The sequence below is a fragment of the Streptomyces sp. NPDC059649 genome, assembly GCF_042734445.1.
Classification (GTDB): Bacteria; Actinomycetota; Actinomycetes; order Streptomycetales; family Streptomycetaceae; genus Streptomyces.
This window is the reverse complement of record NZ_JBHWDV010000045.1, coordinates 38,318-60,395: the sequence shown is the minus strand read 5'-3', so window position 1 is coordinate 60,395 and position 22,078 is coordinate 38,318. Positions and strand designations below refer to the sequence as shown.

The window sequence follows — 22,078 nt, the reverse complement described above, 5'->3', positions numbered from 1 at the left end:
CCGGCCGACGTCAACGCCGCCATCCCGGCGGGAGTTGGCGACGCCCGGCATGGCGGCCCCCCTGCTCCTCAAGAGCTGGGGGGCCGCCCGGTGCGCTGCCGTCCGCCGGGCGGGCCGTGGCCACCGGGCTCGTTTCTCCTGCTACGGGCCCGGTGGGCGGGCACGGTGCGGCTCAGCCGTTGAGCGCGTCGAAGCGGCGGCCGAGCTCGGCGCGGCCGGCCTCGGTGAGGGTGCCGTGCACGCGCATGCGGGCGAGACCGCCGTCGGGGAAGACGTCCAGCCGGATGTGGGTGGCCGTGACGGTCCGCGGCAGCTTGAAGCGGTGCGGGGTGTCCGGCTGGAGCTTGGTCTTCGGCAGGATCTCGAACCAGGAGGACTCGTCGGCCGGGTCACCGTCGCAGCCCGACAGGGCGGCCCAGCCCGCGGAGTTGCCCTTGAGGTAGGCGGTATCGATCTCCACCGCGCGTATCTCGCCCTGTGCGGCGAGGCGGAAGCGGACCCAGTCGTGGGTGCCCTTGACCCGGCGGCGTCGGTTCTCCCAGCCGTCGTCCATCTTGCGGGACAGGTCGGGCTGGATGATCTGGGTGGGCGAGGAGTAGAAGCGGTCCGAGGCGTCCTCGACGGTGCCGCCGTGCATCACGGAGGCCAGGTCGAGCGTGCCGAGCACGTCCAGCCACTCCGGGTCCGGTACGACCTCGCCGTGGACCCGGAGGCGGGCTATGCCGCCGTCGGGGTGCTGCTTGAGGCGGAGGTGGGTGAAGCGGCGCGGGGCGGTCACCTCGAAGCCGTTGGCGGCGTGCCCGCGGACGGGGGTGCGCGGAACGAGCTCCTCCCACTTCACGTCGGGGGCGAGCAGATCCTCGGGGCCGGGGCTGCCCGGGAGCGAGGTGGCCTCGACGGTGACCTGCTGGGGGTAGTTGCCGCGGAAGTGGGCGGTGTCGACGATGATGCCGCGGATCACGCCGGGGGCGGCGAGGCGGATCAGCGCCCAGTCGTGCTCGTCGTCGGTCGGGAAAGGGTGGTCGCCGTCGGCACCGCGCCGGCGGCGGGTCTCCCAGCCGTCCATGATCTTGCCCTTGTGGCCGAAGTGCTCGGGGTCGAAGACCGCCGGGGTGGGCTTCAGCAGATTCTCGCGCTCGGCGAAGAACTCGTCGTTCGCGGCGATCACACCGGCGCCGAAGCGGCGGTCGGCGAGATCGACGAGCGAGGTGAACGGGAAGTCCCCGCCGCGGTAATCGGCGTACGGGTCGCCGCCGGCGTACGGCTGGGCGTCGTTGGCGTGCGGATCGGTGGAGTGGGCGGCTGGGGTGGTGGTCATCGTTGCCCTTCGTGGCCGGAGGTACGGACCACTCCACGGTCGCAGCGAGGACCTCACAGGTCCATCGAAAGTTTTTGAGGAATATATTCAGCCGGGCTGAACGGTCCGGGTGTGCCAGTCGGGACCCTCGCCACCGGCCTCGTCCGGCGCCTGGTCGACCGCCGCCCGGCGCAGCGCGGCCAGCACCCGGGCCAGCCCCGGCGCCCCTTCGGAGCCCCGCCGGACGGCCGCGACGACATGGCGGCGCGGCTGGTCGCCGGAGAGCACCCGCAGCGCGACCCCGGAACCGGACCCGCCGTGCCCCGGTCCCTGTTCCTGTTCACCGGAGCCGCCCCGGCCCCGCTCACCGGAGCCGCCGCGCTCCAGGGCCCCGATGCCGCCCGCCATCGCCATCCGGGGCACCAGCGCGACGCCCATGCCGGCCGCGACCATCGCCCAGATCGCGTTCCAGTCGGCCGCGGCATGCGCCCGCTCGGGCACGAACCCGGCGTTCTCACAGGCGGTGGTGGTGATCTGCGACCAGGGCCCGCTGCTGCCGAAGATCCACGGCTCGCCCGCCAGGTCGGCGAGGCGCAGCCCGGGCTCACCGGCCAGCGGATGGCCGGCCGGCAGCGCCACGTCCAGCGGATCGGCGAGCAGCGCGACACGGCTGAACTTCGGGTCGCGCGGGGTGGGCGCATGCGCCGCCAGCGAGAGCGCCAGATCGACGCTGCCCTCCGCCAGCAGCTCGTACGCGGCCTCCGCCTCCGCCTCCCGTACGACCACCGACAGGCCCGGGTGCGTACGGCGCAGCTCCTGGACGGCGGGGACCACCAGCGCGGGGATGGCGGTGGAGAACGCCCCGACCCGCACCTGGCCGGCGTCACCCTGGAGGTAGCCGAGCAACTCCGCGTCGGCGCGCTCCAGTTGGGCGAAGACCTCCTCGGCGTGCCGCAGCACCAGCTGGGCGGCGCCGGTCAGCCGCACCCGCCGGCCGTGCGCCTCCAGGAGCGTCACCCCGAGCGCCTTGGCCAGCCCGGTCAGCTGCTGGGAGACCGCCGAGGGCGTCATGTGCAGTGCCTCGGCGGTCGCGGTGACCGTGCCCTGCTCCTCGAGGGTGCGCAGGATCCGCAGCTTCTTGATGTCCCAGTCGGCCATGCCGGCAGCGTACGCAGTCAGCGGCGGCCGCCGGCACCGAGCGCGACGCCCGCGACGATCAGGACCATGCAGAGCAGTTGCACGGGCGTGACCGCCTCACCCAGAACGGCGAACGACAGCAGCGCGACGCAGACCGGCTGGAGGTAGTAGACGACCCCGGCCCGCGCGGCACCTATCAGGGCGATGGCCTTGTTCCAGGTGAAGTAGGCGACGGCGGAGGAGAAGACGCCTATGTAGAGGAGTGGTCCGACCGTCTGCGCGGTGGGCGCGAAGCCGCCCTCCGCGGCGAGGCTGACGCCGTACACGGGCAGCAGCATCGCCGCGCCGAGCGCGAACGTCATGAAGAGGAACGCCACCCCGCCGATCCCCGCCGGGCGGCGCCGCAGCAGGACGCTGTAGCCGGCGAAGGTGGCCGTCGCGGCGAGCATCCACAGATCGCCGCCGGCGAGGTCGAGACCGAGGAGCGCGGCCGGCGAGCCCTTGCCGACCAGCGTCACCACGCCGGCCAGCGCCAGCAGCATCCCGGCGGTCCGCCGCCCGCCGAGCCGCTCCCCGCCGCGTGCGAAGAGGGCGATCAGCACCGGCGAGGCGGCCGCGATCATGGCCATGTTGGTGGCCGAAGTGGAGCGCCCCGCTTGGTAGATGAGGGTGTTGAAGAGGGTGACGCCGAGCAGCGCGGCCAGCGTGAGGAAGCCGAGGTGCCGGCGGACGACCGGCCACTCGCGGCGGACCCGCCCGACGGCGAACGGCGCGACCGCGAGCAGCGCGATGATCCACCGCCAGAAGGCGGTCTGGACGGGCGGGACGCTGTCGTGCAGGGCGCGGGCGATGACGAAGTTGCCGGACCAGACGACGGTGGCCGTCAGGGCGAGCGTCAGCCCGGCCCCCTGCGCGGACAGCGGCGCACGACGGTCGCGGACCTGTTCCAGGACTGCCACGGTTTCCTCTCCTCAGCGGTGGTGGATCTCCACCGTGGCAGCCCTGGAACCATCAGGTCCATCGAATATTTTCCCCTCTTCCTTTCAGTGAATCTGAAAGGTCGGAGGGGCTCGCCTCAGCCGCCTCAGCCGGCTCGGCCGCGGGCCTCGGCGGCAGGCCTCAGCGGCGGGCCTCGCGGCGGGCGCGGATGGCCGCCTGTCGCTCCTCGAACTTCCGGGCCTGACCGTCCAGGCCGTCCATGAAGAGCCCCAGCTCCTCCTGCGCCGCCAGACCGGCCGGGCCCAGTCCGCCGATCTCCAGCACCTTCAGGTGGCGCAGGACGGGCTGCAGCACGTCGTCGTGGTGGATCCGGAGGTTGTAGATCCCGCCGAGGGCCATCCGGGCGGCGGCCCGCTCGAAGCCGGGGATGCCGTGGCCGGGCATCCGGAAGCCGGTGACCACGTCCCGTACCGCGCACATGGTCTGGTCGGGGGCCATCTCGAAGGCCGCCCCGAGCAGGTTGCGGTAGAAGAGCATGTGGAGGTTCTCGTCGGCGGCGATCCGGGCCAGCATCCGGTCGCAGACCGGGTCACCGGAGTGGCGGCCGGTGTTGCGGTGCGAGATCCGGGTGGCCAGCTCCTGGAAGGCGACGTAGGCCACCGAGTGCAGCATGCTGTGCGAGTTGTCGGCCTCGAAGCCCTCCGACATGTGGGCCATGCGGAACCGCTCCAGCTCGTCCGGGTCGACGGCCCGACTGGTGAGCAGGTAGTCGCGCATCACGATGCCGTGCCGGCCCTCCTCGGCGGTCCAGCGGTGCACCCAGGTGCCCCAGGCGCCGTCGCGCCCGAAGAGGGTGGCGATCTCGTGGTGGTAGCTGGGGAGGTTGTCCTCGGTGAGGAGGTTGACGACCAGGGCGGTCCGGCCGATGTCGCTGACCTTGGACTGCTCCAGCGCCCACTCCTCGCCGTCCTCCAGGACCCCGGGGAAGTTCCGGCCGTCGCTCCAGGGGACGTACTGGTGGGGCATCCACTCCTTGGCGACCTGCAGATGCCGGTTGAGCTCCTTCTCGACGACCTCTTCGAGTGCGTAGAGCAGCTTGGCGTCGCTCCAGGCGGCCTGGCCGAGCTCTCCGTTGTGGGCGGGGGCAATGGTCAAGGGGAACTCCTGGGGACGATGAGCTACGGGACCGTAGGTTCAACCTACGGCTGCGTAGGTTACGTCATCGTAAGTGAGCTCCGGTTAAGTGATCCGCTCGCGCAAATCGGCCGAAAATCGCTCGATAGCCGCCTGGCAACACGTTTTTCACCTGCGGAAATAGCCGGGTACGACAAAGGGCGCCGCTCGGTTGTTGTTACCGAGCGGCGCCCTGGGTAGGTCGCCGTGGCCCGTGCGGGGCCGGGAATCCGGTCGGGGGTTCAGCCCTGGGACTTCGTCTTGCGGGACTTGTCGCTCAGCATGACCAGCCCGGCGATGACCAGGAAGAGCACGATGGGGGCGACGACGTAGAGGCCGAGCGTCTGGGCGACGTTCAGACCGGGACCCGGGTCGTCACCGTCGTCGCGGGTGAGCGCAAACGCGGGGGACGACATCAGCAGCATCAGCGCGGTGCCGGCAGTGACGGTTCCGGCGCGCAGGGCATTCTTCTTGACCTTGTTGCTCACGAACATCAACGTATCGGACGCCCCGCCGCCCCGCGCGCCCGGGGTGGGCATCGGCGAAACCGTACGGCCCCCGCGGTCACCGGCGCCCGCACACGCGGGTACCCGGGCGTCGGCGGGCCGCGACGGTGGGACGGAATCCGGCTACCGCCGGCCGTCGGCCAGTTCGCGCATCAAGGCGTGCAGGCGGGGTGAGGCGGCCAGCTCCTCCAGGGTGTGCGGCCGGCCGTCCGAACCGGCCACCGGCAGCCGCCAATTCGGGTATTCCTCCCAGGTTCCCGGCAGGTTCTGCGGGCGCCGGTCCCCCACCGCGTCCGGCAGCCAGACCCCGACCAGTCGCGCCGGGGTGCGCAGCAGGAAGCGGTGCACGGCCTTGATCACCGCTTCCTCGTCGCCGGTGCCCTCGGGCAGCAGGCCCCGCCGGACCAGCTCCCGGAACCAGGCGGCGAGTTCGCACCTCGCCCGGGACCGTTCGCGCTCCGGGGGCCCGGCGAGCAGCCCGAGCCGTTCGCGCAGGGCGAGGTCGTCGCCGGTCAGCCGGGCCGCGGTGGTGGGCAGGTCATGGGTGGTGACGGTGGCGAGGCAGTCGCTGCGCCACTCCTCGGGGGCCAGGATGCGGGCCTCGCCGCCGGTCGTGGGGTCCACACCGGCGTAGTCCCGCTCGAACCACAGCACCGAGGTGCCGAGGACGCCCCGCTCGGCGAGCGCCTCGCGCACGCCCGGTTCGACGGTGCCCAGGTCCTCGCCGATCACCGCGGCACCGGCCCGGTGCGCCTCCAGGGCCAGCACCGAGAGCATCGCCTCCCCGTCGTAGCGCACGTAGGCGCCCTCGGTCGGCGGCCGGCCCTCGGGGACCCACCACAGCCGGAACAGGCCCATCACGTGGTCGATGCGCAGCGCCCCGGCGTGCCGCAGCAGTCCGCGCAGCAGCTCGCGGTAGGGGGCGTAGCCGGTGGCGGCCAGCGCGTCCGGGCGCCACGGCGGCAGGCCCCAGTCCTGGCCGCGGGCGTTGAAGGCGTCCGGTGGCGCCCCGATGGACATGCCGGCGGCGAACGCGTCCTGCTGGGCCCAGGTGTCGGCGCCGGAGGGGTGCACGCCGACGGCGAGGTCGTGCACCAGCCCGACGGGCATCCCGGCGTCCCTCGCGGCCCGTTGGGCGGTGGCGAGCTGCTGGTCGGTGAACCAGGCGAGCCGGCAGTGGAAGTCGATCCGGCCCATCAGCCGTGGCCGCAGCCGGGCGGTGTCCGCGGACCGGGGGTCGCGCAGCCCGGCCGGCCAGGTGCGCCAGTCGGGGCCGTGCCGCTCGGCGATCGCGTACCAGGTGGCGTGGTCCTCCAGTGCCCGGCCCTGTTCGGCGAGGAAGTCGCAGTACGCGGCCCGCCGGCCCGGTGAGAGCGGCACCGCGCAGAGCAGCTCCAGGGCCTCGCGCTTGAGCTCCCAGACCGCGTCCCGGTCGATCAGCGCGCCCCGCTCCAGTACGCCGTCCCGCAGCGCATGGGCCCGTGCGGCGAGTTCGTCGGCGCGTAACCGGGCGGCGCCGGTCAGCTGGGCGTACTCCGGGATCTGCTCGATCCGCAGATGGACCGGGTCGGGGAAGCGGCGCGAGGAGGGACGGTAGGGCGAGGGGTCGGTGGGCGGGCCGGGGACGGCCGCGTGCAGCGGGTTGAGCTGGACGAATCCGCTGCCCAGGGCGCGCCCGGACCAGGCGGCGAGGTCGGCGAGGTCGCCGAGGTCGCCCATGCCCCAGGAGTGCCGGGACAGCAGGGAGTAGAGCTGCACCAGGAAACCGTGACTACGGGCGGGTGGTGCGGGCACCCGGTCGGGGGCGACGATCAGCGGGGCGCGGGCGGTGCGGCCGTCGGGCGCCTCGGCGTGCAGCGCGTGCAGGCCCAGCGGCAGCCGGGCGAGCGCCGGTCCGGGGCCCTCGTGCGGGCCGTCGTGGGGGTGCTGCGGTACGTCGCACAGCTGCCCGTCCTCGGTCTCCACCCGCAGGGCGGTGCCTCCGGGGAGGCCGGTGAGGTCGGGCGGCCGGCCCGGGCGGGCGACGACGGCAGGGGGGAGCAGGGCACGGCCGGCGGCGTCCTCGTACGCGGCCAGGGCGGTGCGTACGGCGTCCGGGGTCGAGGCGTCGACCCCCAGTGCGGCGAGCACGGCGACGACGGTGTCGCCGGCGATCGGGACGCTTCTGCCCGGTGCGGGTTCGTACGACGTGGCGATGCCGTGCAACCGGGCGAGCCGCGCGCGGCCCATGGGTCCTCAGACCTCCATGGACTCCGTCCCCAGGCCGGCGGCTGTCGGCTCGCTGGTCAGCGGCAGCTCGGCGGCGATCGGGACCTCGCTGGTCAGGGGCGCGGCGTCGGCGAGCGGCGGCTCGCTGGTCAGGGGCGGCTCGGCGAAGCTGTAGGAGCCGGAGCCGTCCAGGCCGGAATCGGGGTCGGAGACCCCGTCGAACAGATCGCGCTCCACGGTCACACCTCCCGGTTTGGAGGACAGGGCGTCGAGGAGCAGCTGAGCGGATGCGGCCACGAGGGCCTCCCGTTCATCGGTGATGGGGACACGTGGGCCCTACCCACTCGCCACGATCGCAGACGCAATCGCCCACCAAACGTGACTCACGTCACAGTATGCCGTAGGCAGGCGATTTCCCCGCGCACGCCGCCGCGGGGCGCGAAGAACGCGGCGGGAGCGGGCCCGGCACCGGAAGTTCTGCGGGCCGGCGGTCCCGGCACATCCGCTCCGCGGCGGCGGCCGGAACCCGTGCGGAGCCACCCGTCCGGGACCCCGCCATCGACCGGTTGACACCCTCACCGCCACAATGGTGGGCTCACGGCCGAAGGTCTGTCCGAACGGACCTCGACGGGGAGACAGCGAACAATTCAGGGGACGAACGGGGGCCGGCGCGAGCCGGCGAGCAGCGGACGCGGACGAGGAGCAGCCGTGCGAGGCCGGGGCGTGTGGGGCGTCGGAAGAATCGGTAGGAACGGCAGGGGGAACGGCGCGGGCACCCGGGCACGGGTCGCGGGGACCACCGCACTGGCCGCGGCCGTCATCGGGGGCCTGCTCGGCGGGGTGCCCAGCGCCCAGGCGGCACCGGCCGACCCGGCCGTCGGCAGCCCCGACCAGCCGGACCGGCCGGCCGGGGCGGGGCAGGCGCCCGCCGTCTGGCCACGGCCGCAGTCACTGCGCGAGCTCGGCGACGCGGTCCCGCTCGGCGAGGCCGCCGTCGTGGTGGCCGCCCCCGACACCGACCCCTACGCACTGGACGTGGTGCGGGGGCTGCTGCGGGACGCCGGCGTGCGCACGGTGCACCAGGTCGCGCCCGGCGAGCGGCTGCCCGCGGCCGGGCCGGTGATCCGGATCGGCGGCGCACCGGCCGAGGACGCCCTGCGGGCCCTGCGCGCACCGGCCCGCGGCGACCTGCCCACCGGCGGCTACCGCCTCGCCGTGGGCCGGGTCGACGGCCGCGACACGGTGGCCCTGGACGGCGTCGGCCCGGACGGCCTCTTCCACGCCGCGCAGACCCTCCGGCAGCTGGTCACCGACGGTCCCGACGGCGGCCGGCAGCTGGCGTCCGTGGTCGTCCGGGACTGGCCCGGCACGGCCGTACGCGGCACCACCGAGGGCTTCTACGGGCAGCCGTGGAGCCAGCCGCAGCGGCTGGCCCAGCTGGACTTCATGGGCCGCACCAAGCAGAACCGCTATCTGTACGCGCCCGGCGACGACCCGTACCGCCAGGCCCGCTGGCGCGACCCGTACCCGGCGGAGGAGCGCGCCGCGTTCCGGGCGCTGGCCGAGCGGGCCCGCGCCAACCACGTCACGCTCGGCTGGGCCCTGGCGCCCGGCCAGGCGCTGTGCTTCTCCTCACAGGAGGACCTGCGGGCGCTGCGCCGCAAGGTGGACGCGATGTGGGCGCTGGGCGTGCGCTCCTTCCAGCTGCAGTTCCAGGACGTCGCCTACGACGAATGGCACTGCGGCGCCGACGAGGACGCCTTCGGCACCGGGCCGCGGGCCGCCGCCCGGGCCCAGGCCAAGATCGCGAACGCGCTCGCCGACCACCTCCACGAGCGGCACCCGGACGCCGTGCCGCTGTCGCTGATGCCGACCGAGTACTACCAGGACGGCTCGACGGCGTACCGAGAAGCGCTGGCCGAGGCGCTCGGCGGCCGGGTCGAGGTGGCCTGGACCGGCGTCGGCGTGGTCCCGCGGACGATCACCGGCGGGGAGCTGGTGACGGCCCGGCAGGCGTTCGGCCACCCGCTGGTGACCATGGACAACTACCCGGTCAACGACTATGCCCAGGACCGGATCTTCCTCGGCCCGTACCGGGGCCGCGAACCGGCCGTGGCCACCGGGTCGGCGGCGCTGCTCGCCAACGCGATGGAGCAGCCGCTGGCGTCCCGCATCCCGCTGTTCACCGCCGCCGACTACGCCTGGAACCCGCGCGCCTACCGTCCGGCGGAATCCTGGGACGCGGCCGTCGACGACCTGGCGGGCGGCGCCCCACGGGCCCGGGCGGCGCTGCGTGCGCTGGCCGGGAACGCCGCGTCCTCGCTGCTGAACAAGAGCGAGTCCGGCTATCTGCGGCCGCTGATCGACCGGTTCTGGGAGACCCGCGAGGCCGCGGTCAACGCCGGCCGGCCCGGCAAGGACGCGGACTACGCCAAGGCGGCCAAGGCGCTGCGGGACGCGTTCCACACCATGAGCACCGCCCCCGACGACCTCCGTTCCGACCTGGCCGCCGAAATCCGGCCCTGGGCCGCGCAGTTGGCCCGCTACGGGCAGGCCGGCGAGCAGGCGGTGGACACCCTCCTGGCGCAGGCCCGGGACGACGGGGACGCCGCCTGGTCGGCACAGCGGGAGGTGCAGCGGCTGCGCACGGAGATCGCGCACAGTCCCGCGACGGTCGGCAAGGGGGTGCTCGCCCCGTTCCTGGACCGGGCGATGACCGAGGCCGACGCCTGGACCGGCGCCCGGCGCGACACCCCGCGCCCCGACGAGGGCGCCGACCCGACCGCGCTGACCGTGCCCTTCGGCCGGGTCCGCCCGCTGTCCGCGGTCACCGCGCTGACCGATCCCGGCCCGGCCGCGGGCGCCGTCTCCCTGGAGGCGCATGTCCCCGGCGAGGGCTGGCGCCGCCTCGGCCGGCTCTCCGCGACCGGCTGGACGGAGGCCGCCACCCGCCGGATGCGGGCCGACGCGGTACGGCTGACCTGGGCGAACGGCGCCGACGCACCGTCCGTCCACGCCCTGACCCCGTGGTTCGCGGACGCCCCGGCGGCGGGCCTGGAACTCTCCCGCACCGAGTCGGACGCGCAGACCGGCGGCAGCGCCCGGGTCGACGCCCGGATCTTCTCCCGGCGCCCCGAGGACGTCCGCGGCAAGCTGACGGTCAAGGCCCCCAAGGGCTTCACCGTGCACGCGCCCGAGGAGGTCACCGCGCCGCGCGGCGGGACCGCGACGGTTCCGCTCACCGTCGACGTCCCCGAGGGTGCCCGTTCCGGGACGTACCGGATCCCGGTGGAGTTCGACGGCGCCGAGCAGACCCTGACCGTGCGGGTCTATCCGCGCACCGGCGGCAAGGACCTGGCGCGCGGCACGGTCGCCACGTCCTCCGGCGACGAGACGCCCGACTTCCCGGCGTCCGCGGCCACCGACGGCAACCCGGGGACCCGCTGGTCCTCCCCCGCCGAGGACGGCGCCTGGCTGCAGTTCGCGCTGGCCCACCCGACCCGCCTGGGCCAGCTCGTCCTCCACTGGCAGGACGCCTACGCCGCCCGCTACCGCATCCAGGTCTCACCGGACGGCCGCAGCTGGCGCACGGCCGCGACCGTGCGGGACGGCAAGGGCGGCCGGGAATCGATCAGGATGGACGCGAAGGACGCCCGCTTCGTCCGCATACAGGGCGAGAAGCGGGCGACCCGGTTCGGGTACTCGCTGTGGTCGGTGGAGGCGTACGCGGTGCAGGACCGCGGGTGACCGACCGTTGTGTGTCCAGGCGGGCGGAGCAGGCTCCGCCCGCCCGAACACGACGAAGGCCCGGCCTATGCCGACACGGCATCGATCCGGGCCAAGGCGTCATCCGCGCCGTACGGCTGCAAATACGGCAGCCAGCGCGGATCACGATGACCCGTGCCGATGATCCGCCACGCCAGTCCTGACGGCGGGGCGGGCTGATGACGCAGCCGCCAGCCGATCTCGGCGACATGGCGGTCCGCTTTGACGTGGTTGCAGCGCCGACAGGCGGCGACGACGTTCTCCCAGGTGTGCTGACCTCCGCGGCTGCGCGGGATGACGTGGTCGACGCTGGTTGCGACGCCACCGCAGTACATACAGCGCCCGCCGTCACGCGCGAAGAGCGCCCGGCGGGTCAGTGGCACGGGGCCACGAAAGGGCACCCGCACGAACCGCTTCAGGCGGACCACACTGGGGGCCGGAATGACACGGGTCGCGCTGTGCATCAGGGCGCCGGACTCCTCGAGGCTGACAGCCTTCTCATTGAGGACGAGGATGAGCGCGCGGCGGAGCGGTACGACGCCGAGCGGCTCGTACGACGCATTGAGGACCAGGACATGCGGCACGGGTGCCTCCTTGTACGCCGGCGGCGCGTGGCTCGCGCCGGGACGATCTCTCCACAGTGTCCCCCGGTGCCTGGTCGGAGCGCCACCATGACCGGGTAACGGCCCCGAGGTGTTTTCCACCACACCCCCGCCCGTCCCGCCGGATACGGCTCATTCCCGCCTTCCGCGGATGTGACCGGTCGAACACGGGCGCGGGCCACCCGGGTTGCCCCGTTAGTGTGGTTGGTCAGCCCGGTCGCTGGGTCCCGCAGCGGTCCGGGTCTGCTGTCCCATACGGAAGGTTCGACTGTGTTCTGGTCCGCTTCGACGGTCGCCGCCGCGCAGCTGCGCGCCGCCCCCGCCGGCTCCACCGGCTCGTCCTCGCTCGACGACGCCACGGAGAAGGCCACCAACGCCGCCGGCTGGGTGCAGGAGAACTGGGGGACGTGGCTCACCTCCGGTCTGCAGATCCTGCTCATCCTCGTGATCGCGGTGGTGCTCCGGCATGTGATACGCCGCACGATCACCAAGCTCATCGAGCGGATGAACCGCACCGCGGCCGCCGCTCAGGGCACCGCGCTGGGCGGGCTGCTGGTCAACGCCGAGCGCCGCCGCCAGCGGTCCGAGGCGATCGGCTCGGTCCTGCGCAGCGTCGCCTCCTTCGTGATCATGGGCACGGCCGCGCTGACGGTCCTGTCGGTCCTGAAGATCAACCTGGCGCCGCTGCTCGCCAGCGCGGGCGTGGCGGGCGTCGCGATCGGTTTCGGCGCCCGCAACCTCGTCACGGACTTCCTCTCCGGCGTCTTCATGATCCTTGAGGACCAGTACGGCGTCGGCGACGAGATCGACGCCGGGGTGGCCACCGGTACGGTCATCGAGGTCGGTCTGCGGGTCACCAAGCTGCGCGGCCCGAACGGTGCGATCTGGTACATCCGCAACGGCGAGGTGAAGCGGATCGGCAACCTCAGCCAGGGCTGGTCCACGGCCGCCGTGGACGTCGTCCTCGCCGCCGACCAGGACCTCCAGCGGGCCCGGGACACCATCACCGCGGTCGGCGAGGCGATGTCGAAGTCCGAGCCGTGGAACGAGCAGCTGTGGGAGCCGGTGGAGGTCCTCGGCCTCAGCGAGGTGCACCTCGACACGGTCACCCTCTCGGTGTCCGCCCGGACCATGCCGGGCAAGGCCGCGGGCGTGGAGCGCGAACTGCGCTGGCGGATCAAGCGGGCCCTGGACGCCGCCGGCGTCCACCTCGCCCCCCGCCCGGCCCCCGCCGACGAGGAGGAGCTGCCCGCGGCGGACCCCACGGCCACGGTGGCGGCCCCCTCCGCACTGAACAACCCCACCTCGCCGCAGGCTCAGGCCGCGGAGCCGCTGGCGGCGGTGCCGAAGTCGGTGAAGTAGGCCGCGCCCCGCAGAACGGCGCACCGCAAAGCAGGGAGGGGCGCACCGCATCACGGCGGTGCGCCCCTCCTTCCGTGTGCGCGGCCCGCTGCACGCGCGCCCCCCGGGTGCGGCCGCTGCGCCGGCGGCGTTCGGTCAACCCACCCCGTCGCACCCATTGACGCCGCCCGGTGTGCCGCCTACCTTCCTGTTCATCGATTGGAAAGTTTCCTAACAGATGCGGTGGCCGGGTCGGCCACCGGTGAACGGGGTGACGGACTTGGCCGGTGGGCAGCAGGCGCAGGGGACGCCGGGGACGCCACGGGTGTTGCGTGCCATGAACGACCGGGCGGCGCTCGACCTGCTGGTGTCGCAGGGGCCGCTGACCCGTACGCAGATCGGCGAGCTGACCGGGCTGTCCAAGCCCACCGCCTCGCAGCTGCTGGCCCGGCTGGAGGCGGCCGGACTGGTGCGCACGACCGGCAACGTCACCGGGCGGCCCGGACCCAACGCCCAGCTGTACGAGGTCGATCCGGCGGCCGCGCAGGTGGCCGCGCTGGCCGTGGACCAGCTGGGGATCACCGCCGCGGTCGCCGACATCACCGGGCGGGTGCTCGGCGAGGAACGGGTCGGCACCGACGCCGTCGCGAAGGACGTACCGAACCGCACCGCACGGCTCGTCGCCGAGGCCGTCGACGGAGCGCTGGCCAAGGCCGGACTGGACCGCGAGCAGCTGCACGGAACGGTGATCGGCACGCCCGGCGCCCTGGACCCGCAAACCGGCCGGCTGCGCTACGCCCCCCACCTGCCGGACTGGCACTCGCGCGCCCTCAAGGAAGAGCTGGCCGAGGTGCTGGGCACGCCCATCACCATCGAGAACGATGTGAACCTGGCGGCGGTCGCCGAACAACACGACGGCGCGGCCCAGGACTTCGACGACTTCGTGCTGGTGTGGGCGGACGAGGGCGTGGGCGCCGCCATCGTGCTCGGCGGCCGGCTGCTGCGCGGGGCCACCGGCGGCGCCGGCGAGATCGGCTACATGCCGCTGCCGGGCGCGCCGCTGGCCCGGGGCGGCGACCGCAGCGCCGCACGGCCGGACGCCGGCGGCGGCTTCCAGCGGCTCGTCGGCTCCCCGAGCGTCATCGCACTCGCCCATGCCTACGGGGCGCCCGCGGTCCGTACCGTCGGCGAGGCGCTGGCCAGGGACGACGTACGCGAGGAGGTCGCGCGGCGGCTGGCCACCGGGCTGGCGGCCGTGGTGGCGGTGGTCGACCCACGCCTGGTGGTGCTCTCCGGGGAAGTCCCGCAGGCCGGCGGGGAGGCGCTGCGCGCCCTGGTCGAGGAGGAATTCACCGGACTCGCGCTGCCCCGACCGGAATTGCGGCTCAGCGACATCGACGGCAATCCGATCCTCATCGGCGCGCTGCGCACGGCGCTCGCCGAAGCCCGCGACGCGGTGTTCGACACGACCGGCTGACTCGCCCGGCCAGCCCCGCCCAGGAATTCTCCCCGCGCAAAGGAAAATCCGCCCCGCCGTAAAGGACGTCCGCCATGCCGCTCCCCCGTCTGCGCCACCGGCTTTCCGCGGCACTGGCCGGTGCCGGGCTGCTCCTTACCGGCTGCGCCCACCCGAGCGTCGGCAGTGACCGCGACGACCCGACCAAGCCCGTCACCCTCACCTTCTGGCACGGCTGGTCGACGCCGGAAGAAATGAAGGCGATCAACGATTCCGTCGCGCGGTTCGAGAAACGGCACCGCAACATCACGGTGAAGGTCGTCCCGAACGTCACCGACGAAACGATGAACCAGGCCCTGCGGGCCGGCGGGGACGACGCACCGGACGTGGTCTCGTCCTTCACCACCAACAACGTCGGGCAGTACTGCTCGTCGGGCATGTGGGCGAACCTCGACCCGTTCCTGAGGAAAACCGGCGTGGTCAAGGAGAAGATCTTCCCGAAAACCCTGCTGGATTACACGAGTTACCGGGGCGAGCAGTGCGCCCTGCCACTGCTCGCCGATGCCTTCGGGCTCTACTACAACAAGGACGCCTTCCGGGAGGCAGGCATCACACGGCCCCCTCGGACCATGTCCGAACTGAAACGGGACGCCGTCACCCTCACCCGGCGCACCAAGGACGGCTCCTACCGGCGGGTGGGATTCATGCCCAACTTCCGCCTCTACCAGAACAGTCCGGACCGGCTGTTCGCCCAGTGGGAACCCCGCTACTTCGACGCCCACGGAAAATCCCGGCTCGCCAAGGAACCGGCGACCCGGCAGTTCCTCACCTTCCAACGGGAACTGATCGAGGCCCAGGGCGGCTACGGACCGCTGGAGAAGTTCCGCACCACCTTCGGCGACGAAATGTCCTCGCAGAACGCCTTCCTGACACAGAAGGTGGCCATGCACATGGACGGTGAATGGCGCGGACTGATGCTGCGCCAGGCCAAGGCCCCCTTCGGCTGGGACACCGCGCCGATGCCGGTGCCCGACGACCGGGCCGACACCTACGGCAAGGGATATCTGACCGGCACCGTGATCGGTATCGCGCACGGCAGCACCCATCAGAACGCGGCCTGGGAACTGGTGAAATTCCTGACCACGGACACCGATCAGGTGGTCCGGTTCGCCAACGCCATCCACAACGTGCCGTCCACGAAAGCGGCCCTGAATTCCCCGAAGCTGGACGCCGATCCGACGTTCCGCACCTTCCTCCGCATCGCCCGGCACCCGCACAGCGTCGCCCTTCCACCGTCCACCAACGGCGGCCAGTACGTCACCGCACTCCAGGACTTCAGTTACGACGTCGAGGCCGGAAAGGTGCCCGAACTCGGAAAGGGCCTGCGCGCACTCGACGCCCAGATCGACGCCGACACCCTCCAGTCCGAGAACTGACGGCCGTCCGGGCAACCGACGGCCGGGAACCGACGGAGAACCGCCATGGCAACCACGACCACCGCCCCCGCACCGGCGCCCGCACTCCGGCGCAAACGCGCCCGCGAACGGCTGCGCGTGCTCGGCTTCCTCTCCCCGTGGCTGGTCGGATTCTCGGTGTTCTTCGGCTATCCGCTGCTCGCCACCGGCTATTTCTCCGTCATGCACTACAACCAGATCGAACCGCCCGAATTCGTGGGCCTGCGGAACTGGACATACGTCCTCACACAGATGCCGCTGTTCGGCCCGGCCCTGTGGAACACCCTCTGGCTGGTCACCGTGATGGTCGCCCTGCGGGTGGTGTTCGGCCTGGGCATCGGTCTGCTCGTCACCAAGGTCAAAAGCGGCGCCGGATTCTTCCGCACCGCCTTCTACCTGCCCTATCTCGCGCCGCCGGTGGCCGCCACCGTCGCCTTCGTCTTCCTCCTCAATCCCGGCACCGGACCGGTCAACGACCTCCTCGGCACCCTCGGCATTCCCGCACCGTCCTGGTTCAACGACCCCGACTGGGCCAAACCCTCACTGGTGATGCTGTCCCTGTGGGGCATCGGCGACCTGATGGTGATCTTCATGGCGGCGCTGCTGGACGTGCCGAAGGAGCAGTACGAGGCCGCCGAACTGGACGGCGCGGGCGCCTGGGGGAAGTTCCGGTACGTCACCTGGCCGTCGATCACCCCGATCGTGCTGTTCGCGGTGGTCACCGGCGTCGTCCAGACCATGCAGTACTACACCCAGGCGCTGGTGGCCGGAAAGCTCGCCTCCGGCGTTTCCATCGGGCCCGGCACCGTCATCCAGCCCGGCTACCCCGACCACTCCACCCTCACCGTCCCGCAGCTCGTCTACTCCCTCGGCTTCCAGAACTTCAACACCGGCGCGGCATGCGTGCTCTCCCTCGTGCTCTTCGCCGTCGCCATGGCCGTCACCACCCTGCTGATGCGCAAGCGCGCCGGCCTGCTCCCGGCGGAGGACTGACCGATGACCACCACGACCCTCACCGCCCGCCCCGCCCCGGCCCCGGCCGGCCACCCCGGCCACGGCGCCGCCCGCACCCGCGCCCGCCGCACCCGGCTGCTGCACTGGATCGCGGTACACACCGTCGCCGTCGCCGCCGCCCTCTTCTTCCTGCTGCCCTTCGTCTTCGTCTTCCTGACGTCCGTGATGAGCGACGGCCAGGCCATGAGCGGCGAACTCTGGCCGGACACCTGGCACTGGTCCAACTACGTCACGGTCTTCCGCACCCCGGGATTCCTGGACTGGTGGAAGAACTCCCTGATGTACGCGGGCCTGGGCACCCTCTTCACGGTCTGTTCGGCCGTCCCCGTCGCCTACGCGCTCGCCAAGTTCCGCTTCCGCGGCCGCCGCACCGCACTCATCCTGGTCATCGCCACGATGATGCTGCCCCCGCAGGTCGTCGTGATCCCCATGTACCTGGTGTGGGCCCAGCAGTTCCACCTGGCGGGCACGCTGTGGCCGCTGATCATCCCGATGGCGTTCGGCGACGCGTACTCCATCTTCCTGCTGCGGCAGTTCCTGCTGACCATCCCGCAGGAGTACCTGGAATCGGCGAAGGTCGACGGCTGCGGGGAACTGCGCACCCTGCTGAGGATCGTCGTCCCGATGGCCAGACCGGGCATCGCCGCCATCGCCCTCTTCCAGTTCTTCTTCTGCTGGAACGACTACTTCGGCCCGCAGATCTACGCCGCGCAGAACCCCGCCGCCTGGACGCTCTCCTACGGACTGGAGTCCTTCAAGAGCGCCCACAGCGTCAACTGGAACCTCACCATGGCCGCGACGCTGCTGGTCATGGCCCCGGTCATCGTCGTTTTCTTCTTCGCACAGAAGGCCTTCGTCGAAGGCGTCACCCTCACCGGAGTAAAGGGCTGAGAACGGATATGAAGCTCGCAGTGGTCGGCGGCGGCTCGACCTACACCCCCGAACTCATCGACGGCTTCGCCCGGCTGCGCAACCTGCTGCCGCTGGCCGAACTCGTCCTCGTCGACCCGGCCCTGGACCGGCTGGAGAGGGTCGGCGGCCTGGCCCGGCGGATCTTCGCCGCACAGGGCCACCCCGGCCGGATCACCTGGACCGACGACCTGGACGCCGGTATCGAGGGCGCCGACGCCGTCCTGCTCCAGCTGCGCATCGGCGGCCAGACCGCCCGCCACCACGACGAGACCTGGCCGCTGGAGTGCGGCTGCGTCGGGCAGGAGACCACCGGCGCCGGCGGCCTCGCCAAGGCACTGCGGACCGTGCCCGTGGTCCTCGAGATCGCCGAGCGGGTCCGCCGTACGAACCCGGACGCCTGGCTCATCGACTTCACCAACCCGGTCGGCATCGTGACCCGCGCACTGCTGCGGGCGGGCCACAAGGCGGTCGGCCTGTGCAACGTGGCGATCGGCTTCCAGCGGAAGTTCGCCGCACTCCTGGGCGTCGCCCCCGACCAGGTCGCCCTGGAACACGTCGGGCTCAACCACCTCACCTGGGAGCGGTCGGTCCGCGTCGCCGGCGAGGACGTCCTCCCCAAGCTGCTCACCGAACACGCCGACGCCCTCGCCGCCGATCTGCGCCTCCCCCGGCGCGTCCTGGACCGCCTCGGCGCCGTCCCCTCCTACTACCTGCGCTACTACTACCAACACGACGCCGTCGTCGAGGAGTTGCGCAGCAAACCGTCCCGGGCCGCCGAGGTCGCCGCCATCGAACAGCAACTGCTCGCCCTCTACGCCGACCCCGCACTCGACGAGAAACCGGACCTGCTGGCCCGGCGCGGCGGCGCCTACTACTCCGAGGCGGCGGTGGCACTGACCTCCTCCCTGCTGGCGGACACCGGCGACATCCAGGTCGTCAACGCCCTCAACAACGGCACGCTGCCCTTCCTCCCCGATGACGCGGTCATCGAGGTCCCCGCCACCGTGGACGCCACCGGCGTCACCCCCCTCCCCGTACGCCCCCTCGAACCCCTCTACGCCGGCCTGATCGCCCACGTCACCGCCTACGAGCAGCTGGCCCTGGACGCCGCGCTGCACGGCGGCCGCGACCGGGTTTTCGCCGCGCTCCTCTCCCACCCCCTCATCGGCCAGATCGACCACGCCGACCGGCTCACCGACCTGCTGATCGCGCACAACCGGGAGCACCTCACGTGGGCCTGACCAGCACGGCGCTCGCCATCGACGCCACGCTCGCCACCGACGTGGCACTCGCCGTCGACGCGGGCAACAGCAAGACCGACGTGGCGCTGGTGACCACAGACGGGCGGCTGCTCGGCTCGGCGCGCGGCGGTGGTTTCCAGCCACCGGTGGTCGGCACCGCCCGCGCGGTCGACACCCTCGCGCCCCTGGTCGCGGCCGCCCTCGCGAAAGCCGGACGGCCCGGCCCCGTCGGTCACCTCTCGGCCTTCCTCGCCAACGCCGACTTCCCGGCGGAGGAGGAGGCACTGGCCGCGGAGATCACCGCCCGCGGCTGGGCCCGTACGGTGTCCGTCCGCAACGACACCTTCGCGCTGCTGCGGGCCGGACTGCCGGACGACGGGGAGCCGGTGGGGGTGGCGGTGGTGTGCGGGGCCGGCATCAACTGCGCGGGTCTGGGCCACGGCGGAGCCACCGCCCGCTTCCCGTCCGTCGGGCGGATCTCCGGCGACTGGGGCGGCGGTGCGCACCTCGCCGACGAGGCCCTGTGGTGGGCGGCCCGCGCCGAGGACGGCCGCGGCGACCCCACCGCACTCACCCGCGCCCTGCCCGCCCACTTCGGCCTGACCACGATGGCCGAGCTGATCGAGGGCCTCCACCTGGGCCGTATCCCCGCGCACCGCCGCCATGAACTCACCCCCCTGCTCTTCACCGTGGCGGCCGACGGCGACCCGGTCGCCCGCACCCTCGTCGCCCGCCAGGCCGAGGAGATCGCCACCATGGCCACCGTCGCCCTGCGCCGCCTGGACCTGCTCGCCGACCCCACCCCCGTCATCCTGGGCGGCAGCGTCCTGGCCGCCCGGCACCCCCTCCTCCACGACCACCTCACCCGCCTGCTGTCCGAACGCGCCCCCAAGGCCGTCCCCCATGTCCTCACCGCCCCACCCGTCCTCGGCGCCGCCCTCGCCACCTTGGACCAGGCAGGGTCCCCACCGGGGGCTTATGAGCGCCTGCGGGGGACTTATGACGGATGACCGGGACAGATGGGCGGGTAACTCCGGGGGGAGACAGGGGCGTTAGGGCCGGAATCCTCTGGCCCGGGCTGCTCGGTGAGGTGGTCGCTGTTCGGGGGTTTCCTGGCCGGGAGGGGCGGGGTTGGTCGGAGGTGGCTGGGGGTGGCTAGGGGTGGCCGGGTTGGTCGGGGGCGCCCCGCCCACCCCGCCCCTCCCCCTCCCCCTCCCCCTCCCCCCAGTGCTCCGTATCTGGTTCAGCCCCCCAGCACACCCCCTCCGGTTCGGTTCAGCCCACCCGTACCCCGTCCCCCCGGCGGGTCTTCGTGCGTTCGCCGGGGGCCAGGACGAGGGGTGGTGGGAGGTTGTGCGGGCGTGCGGTGGCGGGGTGAGAGTTGTCGCTCTCCGTAAGGATGGTGAGGGGGTGGGTGGTGTCGTTGATGATGATGGTCGGGGTGCCGTCCGGACGGTGGTCGAGAGGGTAGGTGCCGTGCGGGTCGATGTATGTCGTGGTCCCGATGGTGAGGAAACCGCTGGCCAACGGGGTGACCGGTAGCGGGGAGGCGCCGGGTTGCGGGCGCTTGGTGAGGGGGGCGAGGAGTGTGCGGATGCGGTGCATGGTGATCTCCCAGTCTTGGGGCGCGGTGGTCGGGCCGTCTGGTCCGCGCCCCTGTCGCTTTCTTTCGTTACTGAGAGTAGTTGAAGGAGGGTGGGGGTGGTAGCGGCGCGCGGGGGCGAGGAGGGGGCGGGGAGGCGGGGCGTGCGCGCCCCCGGCTGCGACGGCTCCGTCGTCGAGGGCCACTCAGCCGAGTGGCCACTCAGCCGAGGGCCACTCAGTCGAGTGCCTCTGAGTCGCCGACAGGCACCTAGCCGCCGAGGAATGCTCCGTCGCCTGGAGGCATTAAGTCGTCCAGGGGCTCTCAGGCATCCAGAGCACTCAGTCGTTCAGAGGCACTCAGGCATTCAGCGGCGCTCAGTCGTCGAGGGGAAGGGCCAGATCGCGTACGTGGCCGGCGAGGAGGAGGACGGCGGCGTCGACGGCGGCTTGGGGGTCCTGGGCTCGGATGGCGTCGGTGAGCCGGGAGTGCGGGTCGGTGGGGGCCGCGGTGGCGGTGTCGAGGCAGGCGGCGCGGCGGAGTTCCTCGCGCAGGGCGGCGCTGAGGGAGCGGTAGATGTCCGCGAGTACGGGGTTGGCGCTGGCCTCCGCGACCAGGACGTGGAACTCCGCGTCGGCGGCGGTGAAGGTCTCGGCGTCGTGGGCGGCGAGCGCGGCCTTGCGGCGGGCCAGTGCGGCCTCGATGCCGGCGAGTTGAGCGTCCGTACGGTGCTTGGCGGCCTGGCGCGCGGCGACCACGTCGAGGCCCTGGCGAACCTGGGTGACGTGGCTGAGCTCGGCCCGTTCGAGGCGGCGGCGGAGGGCGACCGCGCTGTCGTCGTCGGAGATCACGAAGGTGCCGTCGCCCTGCCGGGGTTCGAGGAGGCCGGAGTGGACCAGCGAGCGGACGGCCTCGCGGACCGAGGCGCGGCTGACCCCGAGGGATTCGGACAAGGCGCTCTCGGGCGGGATGCGGCTGCCCACCGGCCAGGTGCCGTTCACGATCTGGGAGCGGATCTCGTCGGTCGCGGTCTCCACGAGCGACACCCTGCCCTTGCGGACGGGCTGCATGAGATCACTTCCCTTCGGGTGGTGGGCGGTCCTGCCCGGCGTGGTGGACCGTCGGTCCAGGGTGGTGGGCCGTCCGTCCAGGGTGGTGGGCGGCCGGCCGGCGTGCTTGGGCGGTCGACCCGGGGCGGCGGCGGTGTCGTACGTGACCGCCAGACTCCCCTGATGTCTTCCGGGGCTTCTGCGTCTTGCGGGCCTGGTGCTCTTCTTCCGGGCCTGGTGCTCTTCTCGCGGGCTCGGTGGCGCCTTCGTGCAAGCCTGGTGCTCTCCTTCCGGGCCCGGTGGGGTCTTCTCCGGGCCTGGTGGTCTCCTTCCAGTCCTTCTGGGCCTTCCCGATGCTCCTTCGGGCCCTTCGGCATCCGTGGTGCCATCCTCCGACGTCTG

At 72.6% G+C, this 22,078-nt stretch carries 18 protein-coding genes; 8 read left to right on the top strand and 10 right to left on the bottom strand.

All coding sequences use genetic code 11. The features are described 5' to 3' along the window. Positions 1-172 precede the first annotated feature (172 nt). The 7 genes from alc to ACFV1J_RS32295 form a co-directional block, all read right to left on the bottom strand. Entirely contained in the window at positions 173-1,318 is a 1,146-nt protein-coding gene (gene alc / locus ACFV1J_RS32325) for an allantoicase (protein WP_385864073.1), read from the bottom strand. 87 nt (positions 1,319-1,405) lie between these two features. Then, entirely contained in the window at positions 1,406-2,455 is a 1,050-nt protein-coding gene (locus tag ACFV1J_RS32320) for a LysR family transcriptional regulator (protein WP_385864072.1), read from the bottom strand. Between the two features lie 17 nt (positions 2,456-2,472). Further along, complete coding sequence (locus tag ACFV1J_RS32315) at positions 2,473-3,393, bottom strand: DMT family transporter (RefSeq protein WP_385864070.1); 921 nt, start codon at positions 3,391-3,393, stop codon at positions 2,473-2,475. A gap of 160 nt (positions 3,394-3,553) precedes the next feature. Continuing rightward, positions 3,554-4,528: an acyl-ACP desaturase gene (locus ACFV1J_RS32310; protein WP_385864069.1), complete on the bottom strand. Its 975-nt coding sequence runs from the start codon at positions 4,526-4,528 to the stop codon at positions 3,554-3,556. 260 nt (positions 4,529-4,788) lie between these two features. Beyond that, positions 4,789-5,034: a hypothetical protein gene (locus ACFV1J_RS32305; RefSeq protein WP_385864067.1), complete on the bottom strand. Its 246-nt coding sequence runs from the start codon at positions 5,032-5,034 to the stop codon at positions 4,789-4,791. Positions 5,035-5,175: 141 nt separating this feature from the next. Further along, positions 5,176-7,281 carry a 4-alpha-glucanotransferase gene (gene malQ / locus ACFV1J_RS32300; RefSeq protein WP_385864066.1) on the bottom strand — a complete coding sequence of 702 codons (2,106 nt, stop codon included), beginning with the start codon at positions 7,279-7,281 and terminating at the stop codon, positions 5,176-5,178. 6 nt (positions 7,282-7,287) lie between these two features. Next, positions 7,288-7,557: a hypothetical protein gene (locus ACFV1J_RS32295; RefSeq protein WP_385864064.1), complete on the bottom strand. Its 270-nt coding sequence runs from the start codon at positions 7,555-7,557 to the stop codon at positions 7,288-7,290. 507 nt (positions 7,558-8,064) lie between these two features. On the opposite strand from ACFV1J_RS32295, the gene ACFV1J_RS32290 reads away from it, so the two are divergent. Beyond that, a complete protein-coding gene (locus tag ACFV1J_RS32290; protein ID WP_385864085.1) occupies positions 8,065-11,007 on the top strand; it encodes a beta-N-acetylglucosaminidase domain-containing protein in 2,943 nt (980 codons plus the stop codon). A 65-nt stretch (positions 11,008-11,072) separates the two neighbouring features. Here the strand turns inward: ACFV1J_RS32290 and ACFV1J_RS32285 are convergent, their stop codons facing one another. Further along, positions 11,073-11,609: an HNH endonuclease gene (locus tag ACFV1J_RS32285; protein ID WP_018088296.1), complete on the bottom strand. Its 537-nt coding sequence runs from the start codon at positions 11,607-11,609 to the stop codon at positions 11,073-11,075. Between the two features lie 288 nt (positions 11,610-11,897). Here ACFV1J_RS32285 and ACFV1J_RS32280 point away from each other — a divergent pair, with 288 nt between their 5' ends. The 7 genes from ACFV1J_RS32280 to ACFV1J_RS32250 all read left to right on the top strand — a co-directional run bounded on the left by ACFV1J_RS32280 (position 11,898) and on the right by ACFV1J_RS32250 (position 20,055). Then, positions 11,898-12,989, top strand: a complete 1,092-nt coding sequence (locus ACFV1J_RS32280; RefSeq protein WP_385864061.1) for a mechanosensitive ion channel family protein — start codon at positions 11,898-11,900, stop codon at positions 12,987-12,989. Positions 12,990-13,305: 316 nt separating this feature from the next. Continuing rightward, a complete protein-coding gene (locus ACFV1J_RS32275; RefSeq protein ID WP_385864059.1) occupies positions 13,306-14,445 on the top strand; it encodes an ROK family transcriptional regulator in 1,140 nt (379 codons plus the stop codon). Between the two features lie 74 nt (positions 14,446-14,519). Next, positions 14,520-15,860 carry an ABC transporter substrate-binding protein gene (locus ACFV1J_RS32270; protein WP_385864057.1) on the top strand — a complete coding sequence of 447 codons (1,341 nt, stop codon included), beginning with the start codon at positions 14,520-14,522 and terminating at the stop codon, positions 15,858-15,860. A 45-nt stretch (positions 15,861-15,905) separates the two neighbouring features. Beyond that, positions 15,906-16,871 (top strand): carbohydrate ABC transporter permease, encoded by a 966-nt coding sequence (locus ACFV1J_RS32265; RefSeq protein ID WP_385864055.1) that lies wholly within the window; start codon positions 15,906-15,908, stop codon positions 16,869-16,871. Between the two features lie 3 nt (positions 16,872-16,874). After that, positions 16,875-17,783, top strand: coding sequence for a carbohydrate ABC transporter permease (locus tag ACFV1J_RS32260; RefSeq protein WP_385864053.1), 909 nt, complete (start codon positions 16,875-16,877; stop codon positions 17,781-17,783). Positions 17,784-17,791: 8 nt separating this feature from the next. After that, positions 17,792-19,045, top strand: a complete 1,254-nt coding sequence (locus ACFV1J_RS32255) for a 6-phospho-beta-glucosidase (RefSeq protein WP_385864050.1) — start codon at positions 17,792-17,794, stop codon at positions 19,043-19,045. Beyond that, the gene (locus tag ACFV1J_RS32250; protein WP_385864048.1) at positions 19,036-20,055 is read left to right on the top strand and encodes an N-acetylglucosamine kinase; all 1,020 of its coding nucleotides are present in this window, start codon (positions 19,036-19,038) and stop codon (positions 20,053-20,055) included. Before ACFV1J_RS32255 ends, ACFV1J_RS32250 begins: the two co-directional genes overlap by 10 nt. Positions 20,056-20,320: 265 nt before the next feature. Here ACFV1J_RS32250 and ACFV1J_RS32245 read toward each other — a convergent pair whose 3' ends face one another. Beyond that, positions 20,321-20,650 carry a hypothetical protein gene (locus ACFV1J_RS32245; protein WP_385864046.1) on the bottom strand — a complete coding sequence of 110 codons (330 nt, stop codon included), beginning with the start codon at positions 20,648-20,650 and terminating at the stop codon, positions 20,321-20,323. A 354-nt stretch (positions 20,651-21,004) separates the two neighbouring features. Further along, on the bottom strand, positions 21,005-21,697 hold the full coding sequence (locus tag ACFV1J_RS32240; protein WP_385864045.1) for a FadR/GntR family transcriptional regulator: 693 nt from the start codon (positions 21,695-21,697) through the stop codon (positions 21,005-21,007). Positions 21,698-22,078 lie beyond the last annotated feature (381 nt).